At 67.9% G+C, this 19,169-nt stretch carries 18 protein-coding genes, 1 tRNA gene and 1 pseudogene; 8 read left to right on the forward strand and 12 right to left on the reverse strand.

Going from position 1 to position 19,169, the window contains the following annotated elements:
* Nucleotides 1-23: 23 nt before the first annotated feature.
* Nucleotides 24-1,571: a methionine--tRNA ligase gene (gene metG, locus HBE64_RS04330; protein WP_167098176.1), complete on the reverse strand. Its 1,548-nt coding sequence runs from the start codon at nt 1,569-1,571 to the stop codon at nt 24-26.
* A 62-nt stretch (nt 1,572-1,633) separates the two neighbouring features.
* On the opposite strand from metG, the gene HBE64_RS04335 reads away from it, so the two are divergent.
* From HBE64_RS04335 to rsmA, 3 genes are all read left to right on the forward strand, one after another.
* Nucleotides 1,634-2,434: a TatD family hydrolase gene (locus tag HBE64_RS04335; RefSeq protein ID WP_167108636.1), complete on the forward strand. Its 801-nt coding sequence runs from the start codon at nt 1,634-1,636 to the stop codon at nt 2,432-2,434.
* Between the two features lie 123 nt (nt 2,435-2,557).
* Nucleotides 2,558-3,679, forward strand: coding sequence for a resuscitation-promoting factor (locus HBE64_RS04340; protein WP_167098179.1), 1,122 nt, complete (start codon nt 2,558-2,560; stop codon nt 3,677-3,679).
* The gene (gene rsmA, locus HBE64_RS04345) at nt 3,676-4,593 is read left to right on the forward strand and encodes a 16S rRNA (adenine(1518)-N(6)/adenine(1519)-N(6))-dimethyltransferase RsmA (RefSeq protein ID WP_167098182.1); all 918 of its coding nucleotides are present in this window, start codon (nt 3,676-3,678) and stop codon (nt 4,591-4,593) included. The genes HBE64_RS04340 and rsmA overlap by 4 nt, the downstream gene beginning before the upstream one ends.
* On the opposite strand, the gene HBE64_RS04350 is transcribed toward rsmA, so the two are convergent.
* Nucleotides 4,587-5,396, reverse strand: coding sequence for a serine/threonine-protein kinase (locus HBE64_RS04350; RefSeq protein WP_167098184.1), 810 nt, complete (start codon nt 5,394-5,396; stop codon nt 4,587-4,589). The genes rsmA and HBE64_RS04350 overlap by 7 nt on opposite strands.
* A 67-nt stretch (nt 5,397-5,463) precedes the next feature.
* Between HBE64_RS04350 and HBE64_RS04355 the strand changes: the two genes are divergently transcribed.
* Together HBE64_RS04355 and HBE64_RS04360 are read left to right on the forward strand one after the other, a co-directional pair.
* A complete protein-coding gene (locus HBE64_RS04355) occupies nt 5,464-6,417 on the forward strand; it encodes a 4-(cytidine 5'-diphospho)-2-C-methyl-D-erythritol kinase (RefSeq protein ID WP_208300563.1) in 954 nt (317 codons plus the stop codon).
* A 310-nt stretch (nt 6,418-6,727) separates the two neighbouring features.
* Nucleotides 6,728-8,362: a fatty acyl-AMP ligase gene (locus HBE64_RS04360; protein ID WP_167098187.1), complete on the forward strand. Its 1,635-nt coding sequence runs from the start codon at nt 6,728-6,730 to the stop codon at nt 8,360-8,362.
* On the opposite strand, the gene HBE64_RS04365 is transcribed toward HBE64_RS04360, so the two are convergent.
* Nucleotides 8,359-9,012, reverse strand: coding sequence for an O-methyltransferase (locus HBE64_RS04365; RefSeq protein WP_243841493.1), 654 nt, complete (start codon nt 9,010-9,012; stop codon nt 8,359-8,361). The two genes, HBE64_RS04360 and HBE64_RS04365, sit on opposite strands and share 4 nt — an antisense overlap.
* Nucleotides 9,013-9,061: 49 nt before the next feature.
* On the opposite strand from HBE64_RS04365, the gene HBE64_RS04370 reads away from it, so the two are divergent.
* On the forward strand, nt 9,062-10,093 hold the full coding sequence (locus tag HBE64_RS04370) for an epoxyqueuosine reductase (RefSeq protein ID WP_167098190.1): 1,032 nt from the start codon (nt 9,062-9,064) through the stop codon (nt 10,091-10,093).
* A 9-nt stretch (nt 10,094-10,102) separates the two neighbouring features.
* Complete coding sequence (locus tag HBE64_RS04375; RefSeq protein WP_167098193.1) at nt 10,103-10,744, forward strand: DUF998 domain-containing protein; 642 nt, start codon at nt 10,103-10,105, stop codon at nt 10,742-10,744.
* 35 nt (nt 10,745-10,779) lie between these two features.
* Here the strand turns inward: HBE64_RS04375 and HBE64_RS24960 are convergent.
* From HBE64_RS24960 to HBE64_RS04390, 4 genes and pseudogenes are all read right to left on the reverse strand, one after another.
* Nucleotides 10,780-11,190, reverse strand: a pseudogene (locus tag HBE64_RS24960) (DUF6611 family protein); the annotation flags it as partial.
* Nucleotides 11,191-11,277: 87 nt separating this feature from the next.
* A complete protein-coding gene (gene pth, locus HBE64_RS04380; RefSeq protein WP_167098196.1) occupies nt 11,278-11,853 on the reverse strand; it encodes an aminoacyl-tRNA hydrolase in 576 nt (191 codons plus the stop codon).
* A gap of 9 nt (nt 11,854-11,862) precedes the next feature.
* Nucleotides 11,863-12,513: a 50S ribosomal protein L25/general stress protein Ctc gene (locus HBE64_RS04385; protein ID WP_167098199.1), complete on the reverse strand. Its 651-nt coding sequence runs from the start codon at nt 12,511-12,513 to the stop codon at nt 11,863-11,865.
* 140 nt (nt 12,514-12,653) lie between these two features.
* Nucleotides 12,654-13,520: an oxidoreductase gene (locus HBE64_RS04390; RefSeq protein ID WP_167098202.1), complete on the reverse strand. Its 867-nt coding sequence runs from the start codon at nt 13,518-13,520 to the stop codon at nt 12,654-12,656.
* Between the two features lie 170 nt (nt 13,521-13,690).
* On the opposite strand from HBE64_RS04390, the gene HBE64_RS04395 reads away from it, so the two are divergent.
* Nucleotides 13,691-15,466, forward strand: a complete 1,776-nt coding sequence (locus tag HBE64_RS04395) for a PecA family PE domain-processing aspartic protease (protein ID WP_167098205.1) — start codon at nt 13,691-13,693, stop codon at nt 15,464-15,466.
* Here the strand turns inward: HBE64_RS04395 and HBE64_RS04400 are convergent.
* The 5 genes from HBE64_RS04400 to HBE64_RS04420 form a co-directional block, all read right to left on the reverse strand.
* Entirely contained in the window at nt 15,453-16,064 is a 612-nt protein-coding gene (locus HBE64_RS04400) for an LpqN/LpqT family lipoprotein (protein WP_167108645.1), read from the reverse strand. The genes HBE64_RS04395 and HBE64_RS04400 overlap by 14 nt on opposite strands.
* Before the next feature lie 35 nt (nt 16,065-16,099).
* Entirely contained in the window at nt 16,100-16,447 is a 348-nt protein-coding gene (gene arsC, locus HBE64_RS04405; protein ID WP_167098208.1) for an arsenate reductase (glutaredoxin), read from the reverse strand.
* Nucleotides 16,448-16,456: 9 nt separating this feature from the next.
* Nucleotides 16,457-17,437: a ribose-phosphate diphosphokinase gene (locus HBE64_RS04410; protein ID WP_167098211.1), complete on the reverse strand. Its 981-nt coding sequence runs from the start codon at nt 17,435-17,437 to the stop codon at nt 16,457-16,459.
* A gap of 94 nt (nt 17,438-17,531) precedes the next feature.
* Complete coding sequence (glmU, locus tag HBE64_RS04415; RefSeq protein ID WP_243841606.1) at nt 17,532-18,929, reverse strand: bifunctional UDP-N-acetylglucosamine diphosphorylase/glucosamine-1-phosphate N-acetyltransferase GlmU; 1,398 nt, start codon at nt 18,927-18,929, stop codon at nt 17,532-17,534.
* A 74-nt stretch (nt 18,930-19,003) separates the two neighbouring features.
* Nucleotides 19,004-19,075 (reverse strand) — tRNA-Gln (locus HBE64_RS04420).
* Nucleotides 19,076-19,169 lie beyond the last annotated feature (94 nt).

The raw sequence follows: 19,169 nt of genomic DNA on the forward strand, positions 1-19,169 counted from the left end.
ACTGTGACTCTACGTGACCCAGATCACTCCGCTTGATAGCGCGGGAACACCCCGCTCGGGGCGGGCAGCGCCGTCCCGGGGGCGATCCGCACTCCGATCGCGGCGAAGTCCCGTTGCGAGGGCGGCTGGCCCAGCAGGTCGAGCAGGGCGGCCGCCGACGACGGCATCACCGGCTGCACCAGCAGCGCGGCGATCCGCACCACCTCCAGCGTCACGTACAGCACGGTGCGGAAGCGGTCCTGGTCGGCAGCGGTCTCCGACTTGCGCAATACCCATGGCTCCTGCGCGGAGAAGTACCGGTTGGCCGCGCCCAGCATCAGCCAGATGGCCTCCAGCGCGAGGTGCATCTGCTGCTCGTCGAACGCCGCCCGCACCCTGTCCAGCAGCCCGTCGGCCAGCGCCAGCAGCTCGGCGTCCTCGGCGGTGAACGCACCCGGTGTGGGCACCGCCGCGCCGAGGTTCTTGTTCACCATCGACAGTGAGCGCTGCGCCAGGTTGCCGAACTCGTTGGCCAGGTCGGCGTTGATGCGGCCGATGATGGCGTCCTTGCTGTAGCTGCCGTCCTGTCCGAACGGCACCTCGCGCAGGAAGAAGTAGCGCACCTGGTCGACGCCGAACTCGTCGACCAGTGCGATCGGGTCGATCACGTTGCCGACCGACTTGCTCATCTTCTCGCCCTTGACGTTGATGAACCCGTGGGCGAACACCCGCCGCGGCAGCTCGATGCCGGCCGACATCAGGAACGCCGGCCAGTACACCGTGTGGAACCGGACGATGTCCTTGCCGATCACGTGCAGATCGGCCGGCCAGTAGCGGCGGAACGCCTCGGAGTCGGTGTCGGGGAAGCCGACCCCGGTCAGGTAGTTCGTCAGCGCGTCGACCCACACGTACATGACGTGGTCGGGGTGGTCGGGGACCGGCACCCCCCAGTCGAAGGTGGTGCGTGAGATGGACAGGTCCCGCAGCCCGCCGGAGACGAAGCTGACGACCTCGTTGCGCCGCACGTCGGGCCCGATGAAGTCGGGGTTGGCCTCGTAGAGGGCCAGCAGCCGGTCGGCGTAGGCAGACAACTTGAAGAAGTAGGTCTGCTCCTCGGTCCAGGTGACCGGGGTGCCGGTTTCGGCGGCGTAGCGCACGCCGTCGTCACGCACCTCGGTCTCGTCCTCGGTGAAGAAGCGTTCGTCGCGCACCGAATACCAGCCCTGGTAGCTGCCCAGGTAGATGTCGCCGGATTCGTTCATCCGCTGCCAGATGGCCTTGGAGGCCTCGTAGTGGTCGGCGTCGCTGGTCCGGATGAACCGGTCGAAGGAGATGTTGAGGCGCTGCTGCATCTGCTCGAAGACGTCGGAGTTGCGCCGCGCCAGTTCCGTCGTGGGGATGCCCTGCGCGGCCGCTGTCTCGGCCATCTTCAGGCCGTGCACGTCGGTGCCGGTGAGGAAGCGGACGTCGACACCGTCGAGGCGCTTGAAGCGTGCGATGGCGTCGGTCGCGATCTTCTCGTAGGCGTGCCCGATGTGGGGCGCGCCGTTGGGATAGTCGATCGCGGTGGTGATGTAGAAGGACTCGCTCATTTGAGGTTCACCCTAAGGTGTGTGCCGTGAGCTCTCAGAGAAGGAGTCGCGAGGCGCCGCCGATGCCGGCACCCCTGAGCCCGCTCGTCGACGCCCACACCCACCTGGATGCATGCGGGGCCCGCGACGCCGACGACGTGCGCGCCGTGCTCGACCGCGCCGAGGCCGTCGGAGTGCTCGCGGCGGTCACCATCGCCGACGACCTGGACGCGGCGCGGTGGGCGGCGCAGGCCGCCACCTGGGACCCGCGGGTCTATGCGGCGGTGGCGTTGCACCCCACCAGGGCGGGCGCGCTGACCGAGGCGGCCCGCGCGGAACTCGAGGAGCTGGCCGCGCAGCCGCGGGTGGTTGCGATCGGCGAGACCGGAATGGACCTGTACTGGCCGGGCAAGCTGGACGGCTGTGCCGAACCCGCGGTCCAGCGGGAGTCGTTCGCCTGGCATATCGACCTCGCCAAGCGGACCGGGAAGCCACTGATGATCCACAACCGCGACGCCGACGCCGAGGTGCTCGACGTGCTGGCGGCCGAAGGCGCCCCCGAGACCGTCATCTTCCACTGCTTCTCGTCCGGGCCGCAGATGGCGCGCACCTGCGTCGACGCCGGCTGGGTGCTCAGCCTGTCGGGAACCGTGAGCTTCAAGAACGCCAGGGAACTGCGGGAGGCCGCCGCGCTGATCCCGCCCGGGCAGCTGCTGGTCGAGACCGATGCGCCGTTTTTGACCCCGCACCCGTATCGGGGTGCGCCCAACGAGCCCTACTGCCTGCCCTACACCGTGCGGGCCCTGGCCGAGGTCGTCGACCGGCCCGCTGAGCTGCTCGCCGAGCAGTCCTCGGCCACCGCGCGGCGGGTCTACGGTCTCTAAGGGCTTGTTGAGAGCACGGCAGCCAAGTTGCCTGTCCGTCGCCGGGTTCGTTACCGTCTTGTGATCGAAGGGGCTGCGCATGCGGGCCCCTGTTCGTTTGTTGTATAGGCGGGATAGAAACTCTTGAATGCGTTGACCAAGCTTCACCAGTCGCCGTCGCCCGTACTTCGCCTCGTCGTCGCCGCTCTGCTGCTGACCCTCGCCGGCGCCGGCATCTTCGCGGTGACCGCCCGCAAGACGGTCACCCTCGAGGTCGACGGCACCCAGCTCAAGGTCACCACGATGAAGTCGCGCGTGATCGACGTCGTCGAGGAGAGCGGCTACTCCGTCACCGACCGTGACGACCTGCTCCCGGCGGCCGGCCAGGCCGTCCACGACGCCGACACGATCGTGCTGCGTCGCAGCCGTCCGCTGCAGATTTCGCTGGATGGCCAGGACGCCAAGCAGGTCTGGACCACCGCCTCGACCGTCGACGAGGCGCTCGATCAGCTGCGGATGACCGACACCGCGCCGGCCGCTGCCTCACGCGGCAGCCGTCTGCCGCTCGAAGGCATGGCACTGCCCGTCGTCAGCGCAAAAACGGTGCAGATCAACGACGGTGGCCAGATCAGCACGGTCCACCTGGCCGCCCCGAACGTCGGCGCGCTGCTGGCCGCGGCGGGGGTTCCGCTGGAGCAGGCCGACACCGTGGTGCCCACCGCGTCGTCTCCGGTGATCGCCGGAATGCAGATCCAGGTGACCCGGACCCGCATCGAGAAGATCACCCAGCAGGTGCCGCTGGTGCCGCCCGCCAACCGCATCGAAGACCCGACGCTGAATATGAGCCGTCAGGTTGTCGAAGACCCGGGAACGCCCGGGGTGCAAGACGTAACTTTTGCTGTCGCGAAGGTCAATGGTGTGGAAACCGGACGGCTCCCCGTTGCCAACACCGTTATCGTGCCGGCCCGTGAATCGGTTGTCCGGGTCGGAGCAAAACCTGGTACGGAAGTTCCCCCGGTAACTAATGGCGCTATTTGGGATGCGATTTCTCGGTGCGAAGCCGGCGGCAACTGGGCGATCAACACTGGCAACGGGTACTACGGCGGTGTGCAGTTTGATCAAAACACCTGGGAAAGAAACGGTGGTTTGAGGTATGCTAGCCGAGCTGATCTGGCTACCAGAGAAGAACAAATAGCAATTGCTGAAGTTACTCGGGCACGACAAGGATGGGGAGCGTGGCCGGTGTGTGGTAGGGGTGCATCGTGACAATTCGTCTTCTCGGCCGTACCGAGATCAGGAACTTGGCCAAAGAACTTGACTTTCGGCCACGTAAATCGCTTGGTCAGAATTTCGTCCATGACGCCAACACTGTGCGTCGAATCGTGTCCGCCTCGGGGATCAACAAGCATGATCACGTGCTTGAGGTCGGCCCCGGTCTGGGCTCGTTGACGCTGGCCCTGCTCGATCGCGGCGCCACGGTCAGTGCCATCGAGATCGACCCGGTGCTCGCGGCGCGGCTGCCCAAGACGGTCGCCGAGCACTCGCACAGCGAAATCCACCGGCTGACCGTCCTCAACCAGGACATTCTCGCGCTCCAGCGCGCTGAACTGGACGAACTGCCCACCGCTGTGGTGGCCAACCTGCCGTACAACATCGCCGTGCCGGCGCTGCTGCACCTGCTCTCGGAGTTCCCGTCGATCCGCACCGTGATGGTGATGGTCCAGGCGGAGGTCGCCGAGCGTCTCGCCGCCGAGCCCGGTGGCAAGGACTACGGGGTACCCAGCGTCAAGGTTCGGTTCTTCGGCAAGGTGCGCCGCTACGGCATGGTCTCGCCGACGGTGTTCTGGCCGATCCCGCGGGTGTACTCGGGTCTGGTCCGCATCGACCGGTATGAGACCTCGCCCTGGCCGACCGACGACGGCTTCCGGTCGCGGGTCTTCGAGCTGATCGACATCGCGTTCGCCCAGCGCCGCAAGACCGTCCGCAACGCCTTCCTGGAGTGGGCGGGCACGGGCAACGAGTCCGCCGAACGGCTGCTGGCCGCAAGCATCGACCCCGCCCGCCGGGGTGAGACGCTCGGGATCGCCGACTTCGTGCGGCTCTATCAGCGCTCCGCGGACTTCGCCCCGGCCGCCGAGGCCGTCGACGAGAGCACGTCGCGGCCCATCCGGGTCTACTGACCGCTTCGGGACATCGCGTCGCTGATGTGACGCATCATCTCGGCGCACGATTCGTAGCGCCGGTCGGGATCCTTGGCGATCGCTCGTGCCAGCACGCGATCGAATGTGCGGGACAGCCACGGGACGCGACGGGAGATCTCCGGCGGCGCCACGTGTAGGTGCGCGTCGACGAGTGCCATCGCGTTCTCACCGGCGAACGGGGTGAGTCCGGTCAGCATCTCCGAAGCCGTGCACGCCAACGCGTATTCGTCGGTGGCGGCTTGCGGCAACCTGCCCTGCAACAGTTCCGGGGCCGCATACGGCAGCGAGGCGAGCACCTGCGTGGCCCGGTGCCAGACGTCCTCGGCCAGCACATGCGCGACGCCGAAATCGATGAGCATCGCGCCGTGCTGCGAAAAGTCTTGGTGTACAAGGATATTCGCGGGCTTGACGTCGGTGTGCACGATGCCGCGATGGTGGGCGTAGTCCAGTGCCGTTGCGATCTGGGTGAGGGCGTCGAGCCGGGTAGCCAGCGTCGGCAGAGCGGCCGCGCTGCCGCCGTCGAGGTAGTGCATCGTCATCCAGAACTCGCCGTGAGCGAACACCGGCACGATGTGCCGATGGTGCAGGCTGGCCGCGATGCGGAACTCGCGGGCCAGCCGGGCGGTGCTGGCGTGATCGCGGTGCTGCTCGTCGAGAACCTTCAGGGCGACGACCCGGCGGGCCGCATCGGTGCTGCGCGCCCGGTACACGGCCGCCTGCCCGCCGCGCCCGAGCAGAGCCCCGACGAGGTAGCCCTCGAATCGCTGCCCGGGTTGCACCACACTTCGACCCTAGATTCGGCTCTACGCGACGACGGGCGAATGGCCCGCGGCGCGATAGTCTCGTGCGGTGTCTCGGTCCAACGGCTCGATCGCTCCGGAATGGGTGCCGACGGGCTCGGTGACCGTGCGGGTGCCCGGCAAGGTGAACCTTTTCCTCGGTGTCGGTGACCGCCGCGACGACGGCTACCACGAGCTGACCACCGTCTTCCACGCAGTATCCCTGGTCGACGAGGTGACGGTCCGCAACGCCGACGTGCTGTCGTTGCAGACGCTCGGGGAGGGCGCCGAGGTGGTGCCCGCCGACGAACGCAACCTGGCCTGGCAGGCCGCCGAGCTGATGGCCGAGCATGTCGGGCGCGCCCCGGACGTCGAGATCGTGATCGACAAGTCGATCCCGGTGGCCGGCGGGATGGCGGGCGGCAGCGCCGACGCCGCCGCGGTGCTGGTGGCCATGAACACGCTGTGGGAGCTGGGGGTGCCGCGGCGCGACCTGCATGCGCTGGCAGCCGAACTCGGCAGCGACGTCCCGTTCGCCCTGCACGGCGGCACCGCGTTAGGGACCGGCCGCGGCGAGGAACTGGCGACCGTGCTGGCCCGCAGCACCTTCCACTGGGTGCTGGCGTTCGGCGCGGGCGGCCTGTCGACGGCCGCGGTCTACAACGAGATCGACCGGTTGCGCGAGGGCGGCGAGCCACCGCGCCTCGATGACCCCGAACCGCTGCTCGGAGCGCTGGCCGGGGGAGACCCCCGGGAGCTGGCGCCGCTGCTGGGTAACGACCTGCAGCCTGCGGCGTTGAGCCTCAACCCGGAGCTGCGGCGGACGTTGCGGGCCGGCACTGACGCGGGGGCGCTGGCGGGCATCGTGTCCGGGTCGGGGCCGACGTGTGCGTTCCTGTGCGCCTCGGCGGCGGCGGCGCTCGACGTGGGCACGGAACTGGCCGGGGCCGGGGTATGCCGGACGGTCAGGGTGGCCAGCGGCCCGGTTCACGGGGCGCGCGTCGTCGCTGGGTTGTCGCCGTAGTCGTCTGGTGTTGTGTGACGCGCCCCTCAATTGCCACTAAAACTTGGCGGTAACTTAAGGGAAGTTTAAGATGATCGACGGTGATGACTAGCGGCCCGGCACTGCATATGTGCGGATCGCCCACCCCGGTCCGGGGCGGGCGATGGCCCGGCGACGCCGACTCATCACCGTTTCGAGACCGAAAAGCTCCCGACTCGTATTGGCGTGCCTCCTATGCGGCGCGTTCTGGCAGGTGGAGCATGAAATTCCGGGCTTTTGCGGCGTGTACAGCGACGCATGACAGCCAGCTCCGGATGCCGAGGAGGTCATCGTGAGCCGTTTTACCGACAAGATGTTCCACAGCGCCATGACCAGCTCCAAAGGCATGGTCACCGGCGAGCCTGTCGAACCGGTTCGGCACACCTGGCGGGAGGTGCATGAGCGGGCCCGCCGTATCGCCGGCGGCCTGGCCGCCGCCGACATCGGCATCGGGGACGCCATCGGTGTCCTCGCCGGCGCGCCCGTCGAGATCGCTCCCACGGCTCAGGGCCTGTGGATGCGCGGCGCCAGCCTGACCATGCTGCACCAGCCCACCCCGCGTACCGACCTGGAGCAGTGGGCCAGGGACACCGCCAACGTCATCGACATGATCGAGGCCAAGGCCGTCATCGTGTCCGACCCGTTCCTGATCGCCATCCCGGTCCTCGAAGAGGCCGGTGTCAAGGTGCTCACGGTCGAGGACCTGCTGAGCGCCGAGCCGATCGACCCGGTGGAGACCTCCGAGGACGATGTCGCGCTGATGCAGCTGACGTCGGGATCGACCGGGTCGCCGAAGGCCGTCATCATCACCCACCGCAACATCCACTCCAACGCCGAGGCGATGTTCATCGGCGCCAAGTACGACATCGACACCGACGTGATGGTCAGCTGGCTGCCGTGCTTCCACGACATGGGCATGGTCGGCTTCCTGACCATCCCGATGTACTTCGGGGCCGAGTTGGTCAAGGTCACCCCGATGGACTTCCTGCGCGACACCCTGCTGTGGGCCAAGCTCATCGACAAGTACAAGGGCACCATGACCGCGGCGCCGAACTTCGCGTACGCGCTGTTCGCCAAGCGGTTGCGCCGTCAGGCCAAGCCGGGCGAGTACGACCTGTCCAGCCTGCGGTTCGCGCTGTCCGGCGCCGAGCCGGTGGAACCCGCCGACGTCGAGGACCTGCTCGACGCGGGCCGGCCGTTCGGGCTTCAGCCCGAGGCGATCCTGCCCGCGTACGGCATGGCCGAGACCACCCTGGCGGTGTCGTTCTCCGAGTGCGGCGCCGGTCTGGTGGTCGACGAGGTCGACGCCGACTTGCTGGCCGCCCTGCGCCGCGCCGTGCCCTCCACCAAGGGCAACACCCGCCGGCTGGCCACGCTCGGTCCGCTGCTAACCGACCTCGAGGCCCGCATTGTCGACGAGGACGGCAACGTGTTGCCGGCCCGCGGTGTCGGCATCATCGAACTGCGCGGCGAGTCCCTGACCCCGGGCTACATCACCATGGGTGGCTTCGTGCCCGCGCAGGACGAGCACGGCTGGTACGACACCGGTGACCTCGGCTACCTGACCGACAACGGCCACGTCGTGGTGTGCGGTCGCGTCAAGGACGTCATCATCATGGCCGGGCGCAACATCTACCCGACCGACATCGAGCGGGCCGCCGGCCGCGTCGATGGTGTGCGGCCCGGCTGTGCCGTGGCGGTCCGCCTGGATGCCGGGCATTCGCGGGAGACCTTCGCGGTCGCCGTGGAATCCAATGCCTGGCAGGACCCGGCCGAGGTGCGCCGCATCGAACATCAGGTGGCCCACGAAGTGGTCGCCGAGGTCGACGTCCGCCCGCGCAACGTCGTGGTCTTGGGCCCGGGCACCATTCCCAAGACCCCGTCGGGCAAGCTGCGCCGGGCCAACTCCGTCGCGCTGGTCACCTAGGCCCGGCAGCTGATCTCCATCGCATCGTTGCCGTCGCGCACCGGGAACGCCACGCTGACGAAGCCGCGGGCCGGGTCACGCACATAGTCCAGATAGGGCTGGGTGTCGGCCATCCCGGTGTTATCAGCGACGACGAGTGCCCCGCTGCTGAGCTTCGGCTCGAGTAGCTGCAGCACGGGTAGGTAGAGCTCTTTCCAGCCGTCGAGCAGCACGAAGTTCACCGGGCCGTCGAGTGCGCCCAGCGTCTGCAGGGCATCGCCCTCCTCGACGGTGATCACGTCTGTCAGGCCCACCTCGGCGAAGGTCGCGGTGGCCGCGGCGACCTTGGCGGCGCTGAGCTCCGAGGTGATCACGTGCCCCACGCCGTTGTCGCGCACCGCGGCGGCGAGGTGAATCGTGGACAGCCCCAACGACATTCCGAACTCGACGACGGTCTGCGGCTTGGCGGCGCGCACCAGGGTGTAGAGCAGCAGACCGGATTCCGGGGTCACCGGAAGGTAGTAGTCGCGCAGCGCGTCGGAGCGTTCCCGGGGGCTCGCTGAGCTCAGGTGCTGCCAGTCCAGGGTGTGCAGCTGTGTCATCTGCTGAGCGGACTCGGCGTACATGCGGTCAATGGCCGATGCGACCTTCGGGTCGCGCAGCGTAGTCATGGCTTCGACCGTACCGCCACGACGCTAAGTAGTGTGTACTATACTCAGCATGGTTTCTTCGCGACGCATCGACGAGCACCCCACCGTGAAGGCCGTGCGGGCCCGTCAGCGCAGCGAACCGGCGAACGTCATCGACGCGCAGTGGCTGCGCGCGCTGTGCCTGGAGGCCGGCGCCGACGACGTGGCCTTCGCCAGTGTCGACAACCCCGCGCTGGCCTCCGAACGTGAGCACGTCGAGGCCGCACTGCCGGGCACGAGAAGCTACATCTCCCTGGTGGTCCGGATGAATCGCGACAACGTTCGCTCCGTCGCGCGCAGCGTGGCCAACCAGGAGTTCCACCGCAGCGGCGAGATCATCAACGAGGCCGCACACCGGATCACCCGCGCACTGGAGGACGCCGGTCACCGCGCACTCAACCCGTCTGCCACCTTCCCGATGGAGATGGACCGCTACCCTGGCCGGATCTGGGTCGTCGCCCACAAACCCGTCGCGGTGGCCGCCGGCCTGGGCGTGATGGGCATCCACCGCAACGTCATTCACCCCAAATTCGGCAACTTCGTCCTGCTGGCCACCATCCTCGTCGGCACGTCGATCAGCAGTTACGGTGAGCCGCTTGACTATTCGCCGTGCCTGGAGTGCAAACTGTGCGTGGCGGCCTGCCCGGTGGGCGCCATCAAGAAGGACGGTGAGTTCGACTTCGTGGCCTGCTCGGTGCACAACTACCGCGAGTTCATGGGCGGCTTCACCGACTGGGTGCAGACGATCGCCGACAGTGACGACGCCGCCGACTTTCGCAACAGGGTCACCGATTCGGAGAACGCGTCGATGTGGCAGAGCCTGTCGTTCAAGGCCAACTACAAGGCGGCCTACTGCCTTGCGGTGTGCCCGGCCGGTGAAGACGTCATCGAGCCCTACCTCGATGACCGCAAGGGATTCATGGACCTGGTGCTGCGGCCGCTGCAGGAGAAGGTCGAAACGCTTTACGTGCTACCGAATTCCGAGGCCAAGGAACACGCCGAGCGGCGCTATCCGCACAAGCCGGTCAAAGTTGTCGGCAGCGGCATCCGGGGTCTTGCGTAGGCTGGTCGCATGGTGCGCGCGCTCGGCTGGATCGGGGCAGCCGGTGCGGTCGTGGCGATCGCCGCGGTGCTCGCGCTCGATGTCACCCTCGGTGGACAGCAGGTCCGGGGCCGAGAGTTGCGCAGTGCCACGATCTCCGAATACGTCTACACCCCAGGCAGTTGGGCGTTTGTCGTCGCGGTGCTGACGCTGGCCGCGACGTCGGCAGCCCTGCTGGTGGGCCTGATCCGGGCCGGCCGGGTCCGGATGCTGTCGGCCGGTTCGGTGTTGATGACGCTGTGGGTGGTGGGCCTGCTGGGTGTAGTCGCGTTCCCCAAACACAACTGGGTCACCGGGCCGAGTGCGTCGGGTACCGTGCATCGCGTCGCGACCCTGGTGGCATTCGTCGCACTGCCGGTGGCGGTGCTGCTGATCGCCCGTGGCAGCAGCGGCGCCGCCCGCACAGCCAGGTGGCTCGCTGTGATCGGAATGGGTTGGCTGGCAGTGCTGTTCGCGGCCATCGTGGTCGGCGTGGCCACCGATCAATCGTGGTGGAGGCTCATCCCACTCGGCCTTGTGGAACGGGGGATCGCCGGCTTCGAGGTGGCCGCAATTATCGCGCTCGGGCTGTGGCTGACGCGGGGCTCCGGCGCCTCGGCGAGCGCGTCGTAGACCGCCCACCAGCGTGCCTCGTGTTCGACGGCTGAGATGCGGCCCTCCTCCAGGGCCAGGTCGGCCCGGTCCAGGGTGTGCGCCATCGCCTTGAGTGTGCGGTAGCCCTCGTCGACCTCGTCGTGGCTGTAGCCGGCCATCGACACCGCCCACATGCTGCGGACCTGCCAGCGCGGATCACCGGCGAGGGCGAATGTCATTGCCCCCGCGGCGATCACGAGCATGGTGCCGCCGATCAGCGCGGTCTCCGGCATACCGGCGAGCGAACCGCCGATCTGCAGGCTCACCCACAAGGCTGCGCCCCACATCGGCCAGGCCCGCCACAGCCGGAGTATCCGGCGCTGTCCCTCGCTGATACCCGGCGGGAACACCACCAGCCGGTAGCGGGTCATGCCGAAGCGGGCCGGATAGACGGTGAACGTGCCCCACACACTTGAAGTACTCACATATCGAGGTCTACGCCTGCGCGCAGCCGCCGACCGCGATCTATACGGAATCCTGACGCCCGGTGCGGGAGTTTTGACGACTCCCTGTCACCAGGCGTGCACCTGGTTCTGCGCGGGATCCAGACCCACGTCGACCAACAGTTCGGTGGCGTCGGCCGCCAGTTCGCACAGTGTCGGCACCTCGGTGCGTTCGGTGGCCGAGAAGTTCTCCAGCACGAACGCTGCGGGATCCATACGCCCCGGCGGGCGGCCGATCCCGATCCGAACCCGCTGAAAGTTCTTGGTGCCCAGCGCATTCGCGACTGATCGCAACCCGTTGTGCCCGCCTTCGCCGCCACCGAGTTTGAGCCGTATCTGGCCGAACTCGATGTCGAGCTCGTCGTGGATGACGATGAGGTCGGTGGGCATCACCGAGTAGAACTTGGCCAGCGGGCCGACCTGGCGCCCGGACTCGTTCATGAACGTCCGCGGCTTGGCCAGCACGACGGGCCGGTGGCCGAGCCGGCCGGTGACGATCTCCGCGCCGGAGCGCTTGTGCACCTTGAACGTCGCGCCCATCCGGGCGGCCAGCAGGTCGGCCACCATGAACCCGACGTTGTGCCGGGTCTTGGCGTACTGCGGTCCGGGATTGCCCAGGCCGACGACCAGGAGAGGCTCGGCCATGGCGCGGGCTTACTCGGCCTCGGCCGACTCGCCCTCGGCCTCGGCCTCGGCAGCCGGAGCCGCCGCCGCAGTCTCCTCGCCGCCGCCCTCGGCGTCGAGGTCCTCGGCGGTCGGAGCGGTGACGATGTTGACGACCAGAAGCTCGGGGTCGCTGATCAGGGTGACGCCGCTGGGCAGCTCGACCTGGCCGGCGGTGATCTGGGTGCCCTCCTCGGCGCCTTCGATCGACAGGGTCAGCTGCTGCGGGATCGACAGCGCGTCGGCCTCGATCTCGATGGCGCTGGCGTCCTGGGTGACCAGGGTGCCGGAGGCGGCCTCGCCCTCGAGGATCACGGGCACCTCGACGGTGACCTTCTCGCCGCGGCGCACGACCAGCAGGTCGGCGTGCTGCAGGTTGCGGCGGATCGGGTGCACGGTGATGGCCTTGGTCAGTGCCAGCTGTTCCTTGCCCTCGATGTCGAGGGTCAGCACCGCGTTGGTACCGGCGTGGCGCAGCACGGCCGCGAAGTCGCGAGCGTTGAGGGCCAGGTGCTGCGGGGCTTCACCGTGGCCGTAGAGCACCACCGGGACCAGGCCGTCGCGGCGCGCACGGCGCGACTCGCCCTTGCCGGTCTTGCTGCGCACGGTGACGCTGAGTTTGTTGACGGGGTTCTTCGCCATGTCGGTGCTCCTGTGTTGCCTGTCGTGGGTCGTCCGCACGGCAAAGGCAAGGCACCAGATCGCTTACGCGAAGCCTCGTCGATAACGGTGTTCAGACCACCCTCGCCGTGACGCGACCATCAGGGTAGCCGACGAGCTGCTCAGAGCGGAAATTCGGTGCCGGTGAGCTGCTCAGACAGGGTCCACAGGGCCCTGGCGGTCTTGGCGTCGCGGGCCAACGGGGTGCGCGGCGACGGCCCTGTGGGTCCGCGCATCGCGAACTTGGGGCCGATGAAACTGTTGCCCGGTAGGTCCGCCGATGCGGCGTAGAGGGTCTGGCGGGCGCCGAAGTCGGGACTGGTGGCGAACAGGCTGTTGCCGGCATGCCAGAAGCGGGTGCCGAACTGGTTGCCGGTGTTGCCCTGCAGGTTGGTGGCCGAATAGCCGGGGTGCGCCGCGTGGGACTTCAGCGGTGAGCCGACGGCGTCGAGACGTTTCTGCAGCTCGGCGGTGAACAGCAGGTTGGCCAGTTTGGACTGCCCGTAGGCCAGCCATGCCGAGTACGGCCTGGCTTTCCAGTTGAGGTCCTTGAGGCTGATCTTGCCCAGCACGTGCATGAACGACGACAGCGTGACGACGCGGTCGGTGACCTTGGGCAGCAGCAGGTTGGTCAGCGCGAAGTGGCCGAGATGGTTGGTGCCGATCTGGCTTTCGAAGCCATCCTTGGTCAGCGCGTAGGGCACGGCCATGATGCCGGCGTTGTTGATCAGCACGTCGACCTTCTCGACGCCGTCGGCGAACTCGCGCACCGAGGCCAGGTCCTGCAGGTCGAGCGCACGGACTTCGACGTCGCCGGTCATGGTGGCGGCGGCCTGCTCGCCCTTGGCGATGCTGCGGCAGGCCAGGATGACGTTGCCGCCGACCCGGGCCAGTTCGCGTGCGGTCACCAAACCCAGTCCGCTGTTGGCGCCGGTGACGATGACGGTGCGGCCGGCGAACGACGGGAGATCTGCTGCGGTCCAACTCATGGCAGCCACTCTAGGTGGGCGCCCGCCGGACCGACCGGCGGCGTCGGGCGCGATCTGAGAAATTCATGGCAATCCTGATGTGCTCTTCTTCCCGCTGGCTGGATGCTGTCGAATTGACGAAGCAGACAAATTGGTCGGATCCGCCACGTCCTGGAGTCGGGGAGTTCCACATGACCGGTACGCCCACGGTGCAGCAGCGCGCGCGATCCACGCTCTGGCTGGGAGCGGGTGCCGTCACCTTCGGCGTCGGTGCCGCGCTGACGTGTGGCTCTGCGGTGGCGCACGCCGACAACTCCAGTGTCGGCAGCTCGCAGCGCCATGACAGCGGCGTGCTCGCATCCGCGTCGCCGACAGGCACCCGGTCGTCGGCCGGCTCGTTTCACACGTCCACCACTCCGGCGGTGCGGGCCGCGGCCTCCAGCGCGCTGCGGGGCTCGACGCCGCCGGTTGCGGTCCGATCGATCTCTGCGGCGACTGCCGATCAGACGCCGAATCCCGGTCTCGCCCTTCTCGACAACCTCAACAACACCGTGCAAACCCTGACCGGCCGGCCACTGGTCGGCGAGGGCGCAGCCGGCACGACGGACGCCCAGGGGGTGGGCACCCCGGGTGGGCCGGGCGGATGGCTCTATGGCAACGGCGGTGCGGGTGGCACGAGCACTGCCGCCGGCGCGGCCGGTGGCGCCGGGGGTGCGGCCGGGCTGGTCGGAAACGGCGGGGCCGGTGGCGTGGGCGGCTGGGGTGGCGCCGGTGGTGTCGGTGGCACCGGCGGCCTGCTGTACGGCAACGGTGGCGCAGGCGGGGCCGGTGGCCCGACCGGGACTGGTGGTGCCGGTGGCAACGCGCTGCTGTTCGGCAGTGGTGGACCAGGCGGGCTCGGCGGCGAAACCGCCCAAGGCGGTAGCGGTGGTCGGGGTGGTCTGCTGTCCGGCAACGGCGGAGCGGGCGGCAACGGCGGCGTGCTGGCCTCCGGTGGATCCGGCGGTGCCGCGGGATTGTTCGGCAAGCACGGTGCCACCGGCGCCAACGGTGGCGCCCCGGCGATCGCGGTGTCCTACACGACGACGAACAACTATTCGACAGTCCAGGTGTCCATCGGCGGCCAGGCGCCGGTGGCGATCGAGGTCGATACCGGGTCCAGCGGTCTGCTCATCCCGATCACCCAAATCGACGTGAGCAACCTGGAACCCACCGGTATCACCAACTACACCGAGTACGGCGGTTCGCAGCGGGACTATTACACCGAGTACCGGACGTCGGTCGACTACGGCAATGGCATGGTCACCCAGTCGACGGTGATCGGCGTCATCGACCGTGTCACCGAGCTCAAAGACGGCTCGTGGGTGGATGTTCCGCAAGAGGACTGGACCAACCCGAAGTACGCCATCGACGCGGTAATGGGTGTGTGCTGGGGCGCCGACGGTGGCGGACTGACCAGCCCCATCCACGACTTGCCCGCCGGTCTGAATCAGGGTTTCCTGATGAACTTGCCCGTGGCGCAGCTGGTGTTCGGTGCCAACCCGCTCACTCCGGTGACCGCGGTGTCCGGTTGGTACGCAACGACGTTGGCCGCCCAGGTCAGTTACCAGGGCGTGCAGTCGGCGATCACGCCGATCGTGAAGAACGTCGTCATCGACAGCGGCGGCCTCGGTGGGTACATCCCGCGCGACGTCTTGCCGAGCACGCTGTCGGATTACAGCGTCGGCGACACCCTGCCGGTGGGCACCACGATCTCCTACTTCACGCCCGACGGCCAGACACTGTTGTTCTCGACCACAATCACCCAGGACCAGTACGACGCGGATAACGGCCCCTTCGTGTCGTCGTTCTCCGACGGCGCCAACACCGGCATCGCACCGTTCCTGCTCGGGCCGATCTATTTCTCCTACACGCCAGCCGATTTCGGGACGGCAACCTTCGACTACGCGCCGGCTACTTCACCGTGACGGTGAAGCCCGAGATGATCGCCTCGACTCCCTCGGCCTGGGCGGCGGCCTCGTTGGCCAGCGTCGTAACGGTGAACTGCACCAGATAGCGCTGGAACTTCGGGCCCGGCGTCACCGGGATCACCACCCGGTTGTAAGAGTGCAGCCGCCTGCCGTCAGCGCCGTCGTAGCTGCCTTCGATCATCGCCGACGGAAAGCCGCGGAAATCGGCGGAGGAGGCATTGAGCTTGGTGAAGTTCTTCGACATCTCGGCGTCCACGCTGGCGTGCTTGAGCGCCTCGGCGACGTCGAAGTTGCCGGTCAGCTTGAACACCACCACCATCGCTGTCGGGTAGGTGTTGTTCTTGGCGATCACCTCGGTACCCGGTGAGAAATTCGGGTTGGCGTACTTGGTCCAGCCTGGCGGGCGCGGCAGCGTCACGGTCAGGTCGGTGAGCTTGTCCAGGGGGATCTGCTCGCCGGTGACCCCGAGCCCGTAGAGGTATTCGGCTAGCGGCTGCGGCTTGTCCGAACTCGAGGTGGTGGTCGTGGTCGTCGGTGTCGATGTCCACACCGACGAGTAGTCCGGCGGATCCGACCCGCAGGCCGTCACGGTCATGGCCAGGACCAGGGCGGTGGCCGCCACGCGTGCTCTCACAGAATCTCGTGCACGGCGTCGATCGGCCGGGCCAGCCGGGTGCCCTTGGCGGTCACCACGAACGGACGCTCGATGAGTATCGGGTTGGCCGCCATGGCGTCTAGGAGTACGTCGTCGTCGGCCTCGGCGAGATTGAGCTCACCGTAGAGGGACTCACGTTTGCGGACTGCGGTGCGAACGTCGATGCCGGCGTCGGCGATCAGGGTGGCGATCTCGGCCCGCGACGGCGGCGTCTTCTGGTATTCGACGATCTGCGGCTCGATACCGTTGTCGCGCAGCAGATCCAGCGTCTTACGCGAGGTGCTGCACCGCGGATTGTGATAGATGACTGCCGTGCTTGGCAACGGATCTCCCTATGCGTCCCCGTCGAAAAGTCCTGTGACCGAACCGTTTTCGAAGACCGCCCGAATGGTGCTGCCCAGCAGTGGGGCGATGGACAGCACGGTCAGCTGCGGGAAGCGCTTGGAGTCCTCGATCGGCAGCGTGTTGGTGACGATCACCTCACGGGCGCCGCTCTCGGCCAGCCGCTCAGCCGCCGGGTCCGACAGCACACCGTGGGTGGCGGCGATGATGACGTCTTTGGCGCCGTCGTTGCGCAGCAGCTTGACCGCACCGGCGATGGTGCCGCCGGTGTCGATCATGTCGTCGGTCAGCACGCAGGTCTTGCCTTCGACCTCACCGACCACGCGGTTGGACACCACCTGGTTGGGCACCCGCGGGTCGCGGGTCTTGTGGATGAACGCCAGCGGGGTACCGCCGAGCGCGTCGGCCCATTTCTCGGCCACCCGCACACGTCCGGAGTCCGGCGACACCACGACGACGTTCTCGCAGTTGTAGTTGTCGCGGATGTAGCCGGTGAGCAGCGGCTGGGCCCGCATGTGGTCCACCGGGCCGTCGAAGAAGCCCTGGATCTGGTCGGTATGCAGGTCGACCGACACGATGCGGTCGGCGCCGGCGGTCTTGAGCAGGTCGGCGACCAGGCGGGCCGAGATCGGCTCGCGGCCGCGGTGCTTCTTGTCCTGGCGGGCGTAGGGGTAGAACGGCAGGATCGCGGTGATCCGCTTGGCGCTGCCACGCTTGAGCGCGTCGATCATCAGCAGCTGTTCCATCAGCCACTTGTTCAGCGGCGCCGGATGGGACTGCAGGACGAAGGCGTCGCAGCCGCGCACCGATTCGTCGAAACGGACGAAGATCTCCCCGTTGGCGAAATCCCGTGCGGTCTGCGCAGTGACCTGGACATTGAGTTCTTTGGCGACCTGCTCGGCCAGTTCGGGGTGCGCCCGGCCGGAGAAGAGCATCAGATTCTTGCGGTTGTCGGTCCAGTCCGTGCCCACTATGTGCTGCCCTTGCCGGTCGGGGATCGATACGGGCCAATCGTACGGTGCCGGTGCGCCGGGTTACCAAAAAGGCAACATCTGGCGACGCGGATCACCCCTGGGCGTCGGTCGCCTTGGCCTTGCGGGCGGCCTCGGCCGAGGCGCTGTTCGGCCGCTTCTCGAGCACCCAGTCCTCGATGTTGCGCTGCGGGCCTGCCGAAACGGCCAGCGCACCCGGCGGGACGTCGTCGCGCAGCACGGTGCCCGCGCCGGTGTAGGCGCCGTCGCCGACGGTGACCGGCGCCACGAACATGGTGTCCGAGCCGGTCCGCACGTGGGAGCCGATGGTGGTGCGCCGCTTCGTCTCGCCGTCGTAGTTGACGAAGACGCTGGAGGCCCCGATATTGCTGTGCTCGCCGATGTCGGCGTCGCCGACGTAGGTCAGGTGCGGCACCTTGGTGCCGGTGCCGATGACGGCGTTCTTGGTCTCGACGAATGCGCCGAGCTTGCCGTGGGCGCCGAGTTCGGTGCCGGGGCGCAGGTAGGTGAACGGGCCGACGGTCGCCTCGTCGCCGATCACGGCGAGTTGTCCGTGGGTGCGTACCACCGACGCGCGGTCGCCGACCTCGACGTCGGTCAGCGTGGTGTCGGGCCCGATCTCGCAGCCTGCGCCGATCTCGGTGGTGCCGAGCAGCTGGGTGCCGGGCCGGATCACGGTGTCCCGGCCGATCGTGACGTCGACGTCGATCCAGGTGGTCCTCGGGTCGACGACGGTCACACCCGCCCGCTGATGGCCGGCGACGATCCGCCGGTTGAGCTCGGCGGCCAGGTCGGACAGCTGCACCCGGTCATTGACGCCGGCCACCAGGGCGTGGTCGTCGACGTGGTTGGCGTGCACGACCTGACCGTCGGCCCGCACGATCGAGATCAAGTCGGTCAGGTACAGCTCGTGCTGGGCGTTGTCGGCCGACAGCCGGCTCAGTCCGGAGCGCAGCGCGGCGATGTCGAAGGCGTAGATGCCGGCGTTGACCTCGCGGATGGCGCGCTGCTGCGGGGTGGCGTCGGTCTCCTCGACGATGGCGATGACCTCGCCGTCCTGCGTGCGCAGGATGCGGCCGTAGCCGGTCGCGTCGGGAACAGTGGTGGTCAGCACCGTGATGGCGGCATGCTCACCGCGATGGCTGTCGATGAGGGCGGCCAGTGTGTCGGCGTCGAGCAGCGGGACGTCACCTGAGGTGACCAGAACCACCCCGCCGAAGTCCTCCGGCAGCGCGGCCAGCCCGCACATGGCGGCGTGCCCGGTGCCCAGCTGCTGTTCCTGGACGGCCACCTCGATGCGTCGGCCCAGGGTGGTGGCCAGCTCGCCGACCACCGGGCCGACGCGCTCGCGGTCCTTGCCGAGCACCACCACGATCTGCTCGGGTGCGAGCTTGGCCGCGGTGTGCAGTGCGTGCGCCAGCATGCTGCGCCCGCCGAGGGTGTGCAGAACCTTGGGGGTGTCCGATTTCATGCGGGTGCCGGCACCGGCCGCCAGGATGAGGACGGCCGCCTGGTTGTGTGTGGTCACGCAGACCTCCCCTTGAGCTCCGTCGCCAGGACTCGAACCTGAACTATCTGAACCAAAATCAGAGGTGCTGCCGATTACACCACGACGGACTGGCTGCTTTGTTCGCAAAGAGACTCTAGTCGAAGGGCCTACTCTTATCCGGTGGCAGCACCGGAGAAGGAGCCCCGCGCACCCCGCGCGCGG

The organism is Mycobacterium sp. DL592 (assembly GCF_011694515.1).
In the GTDB taxonomy this organism is placed as follows: domain Bacteria; phylum Actinomycetota; class Actinomycetes; order Mycobacteriales; family Mycobacteriaceae; genus Mycobacterium.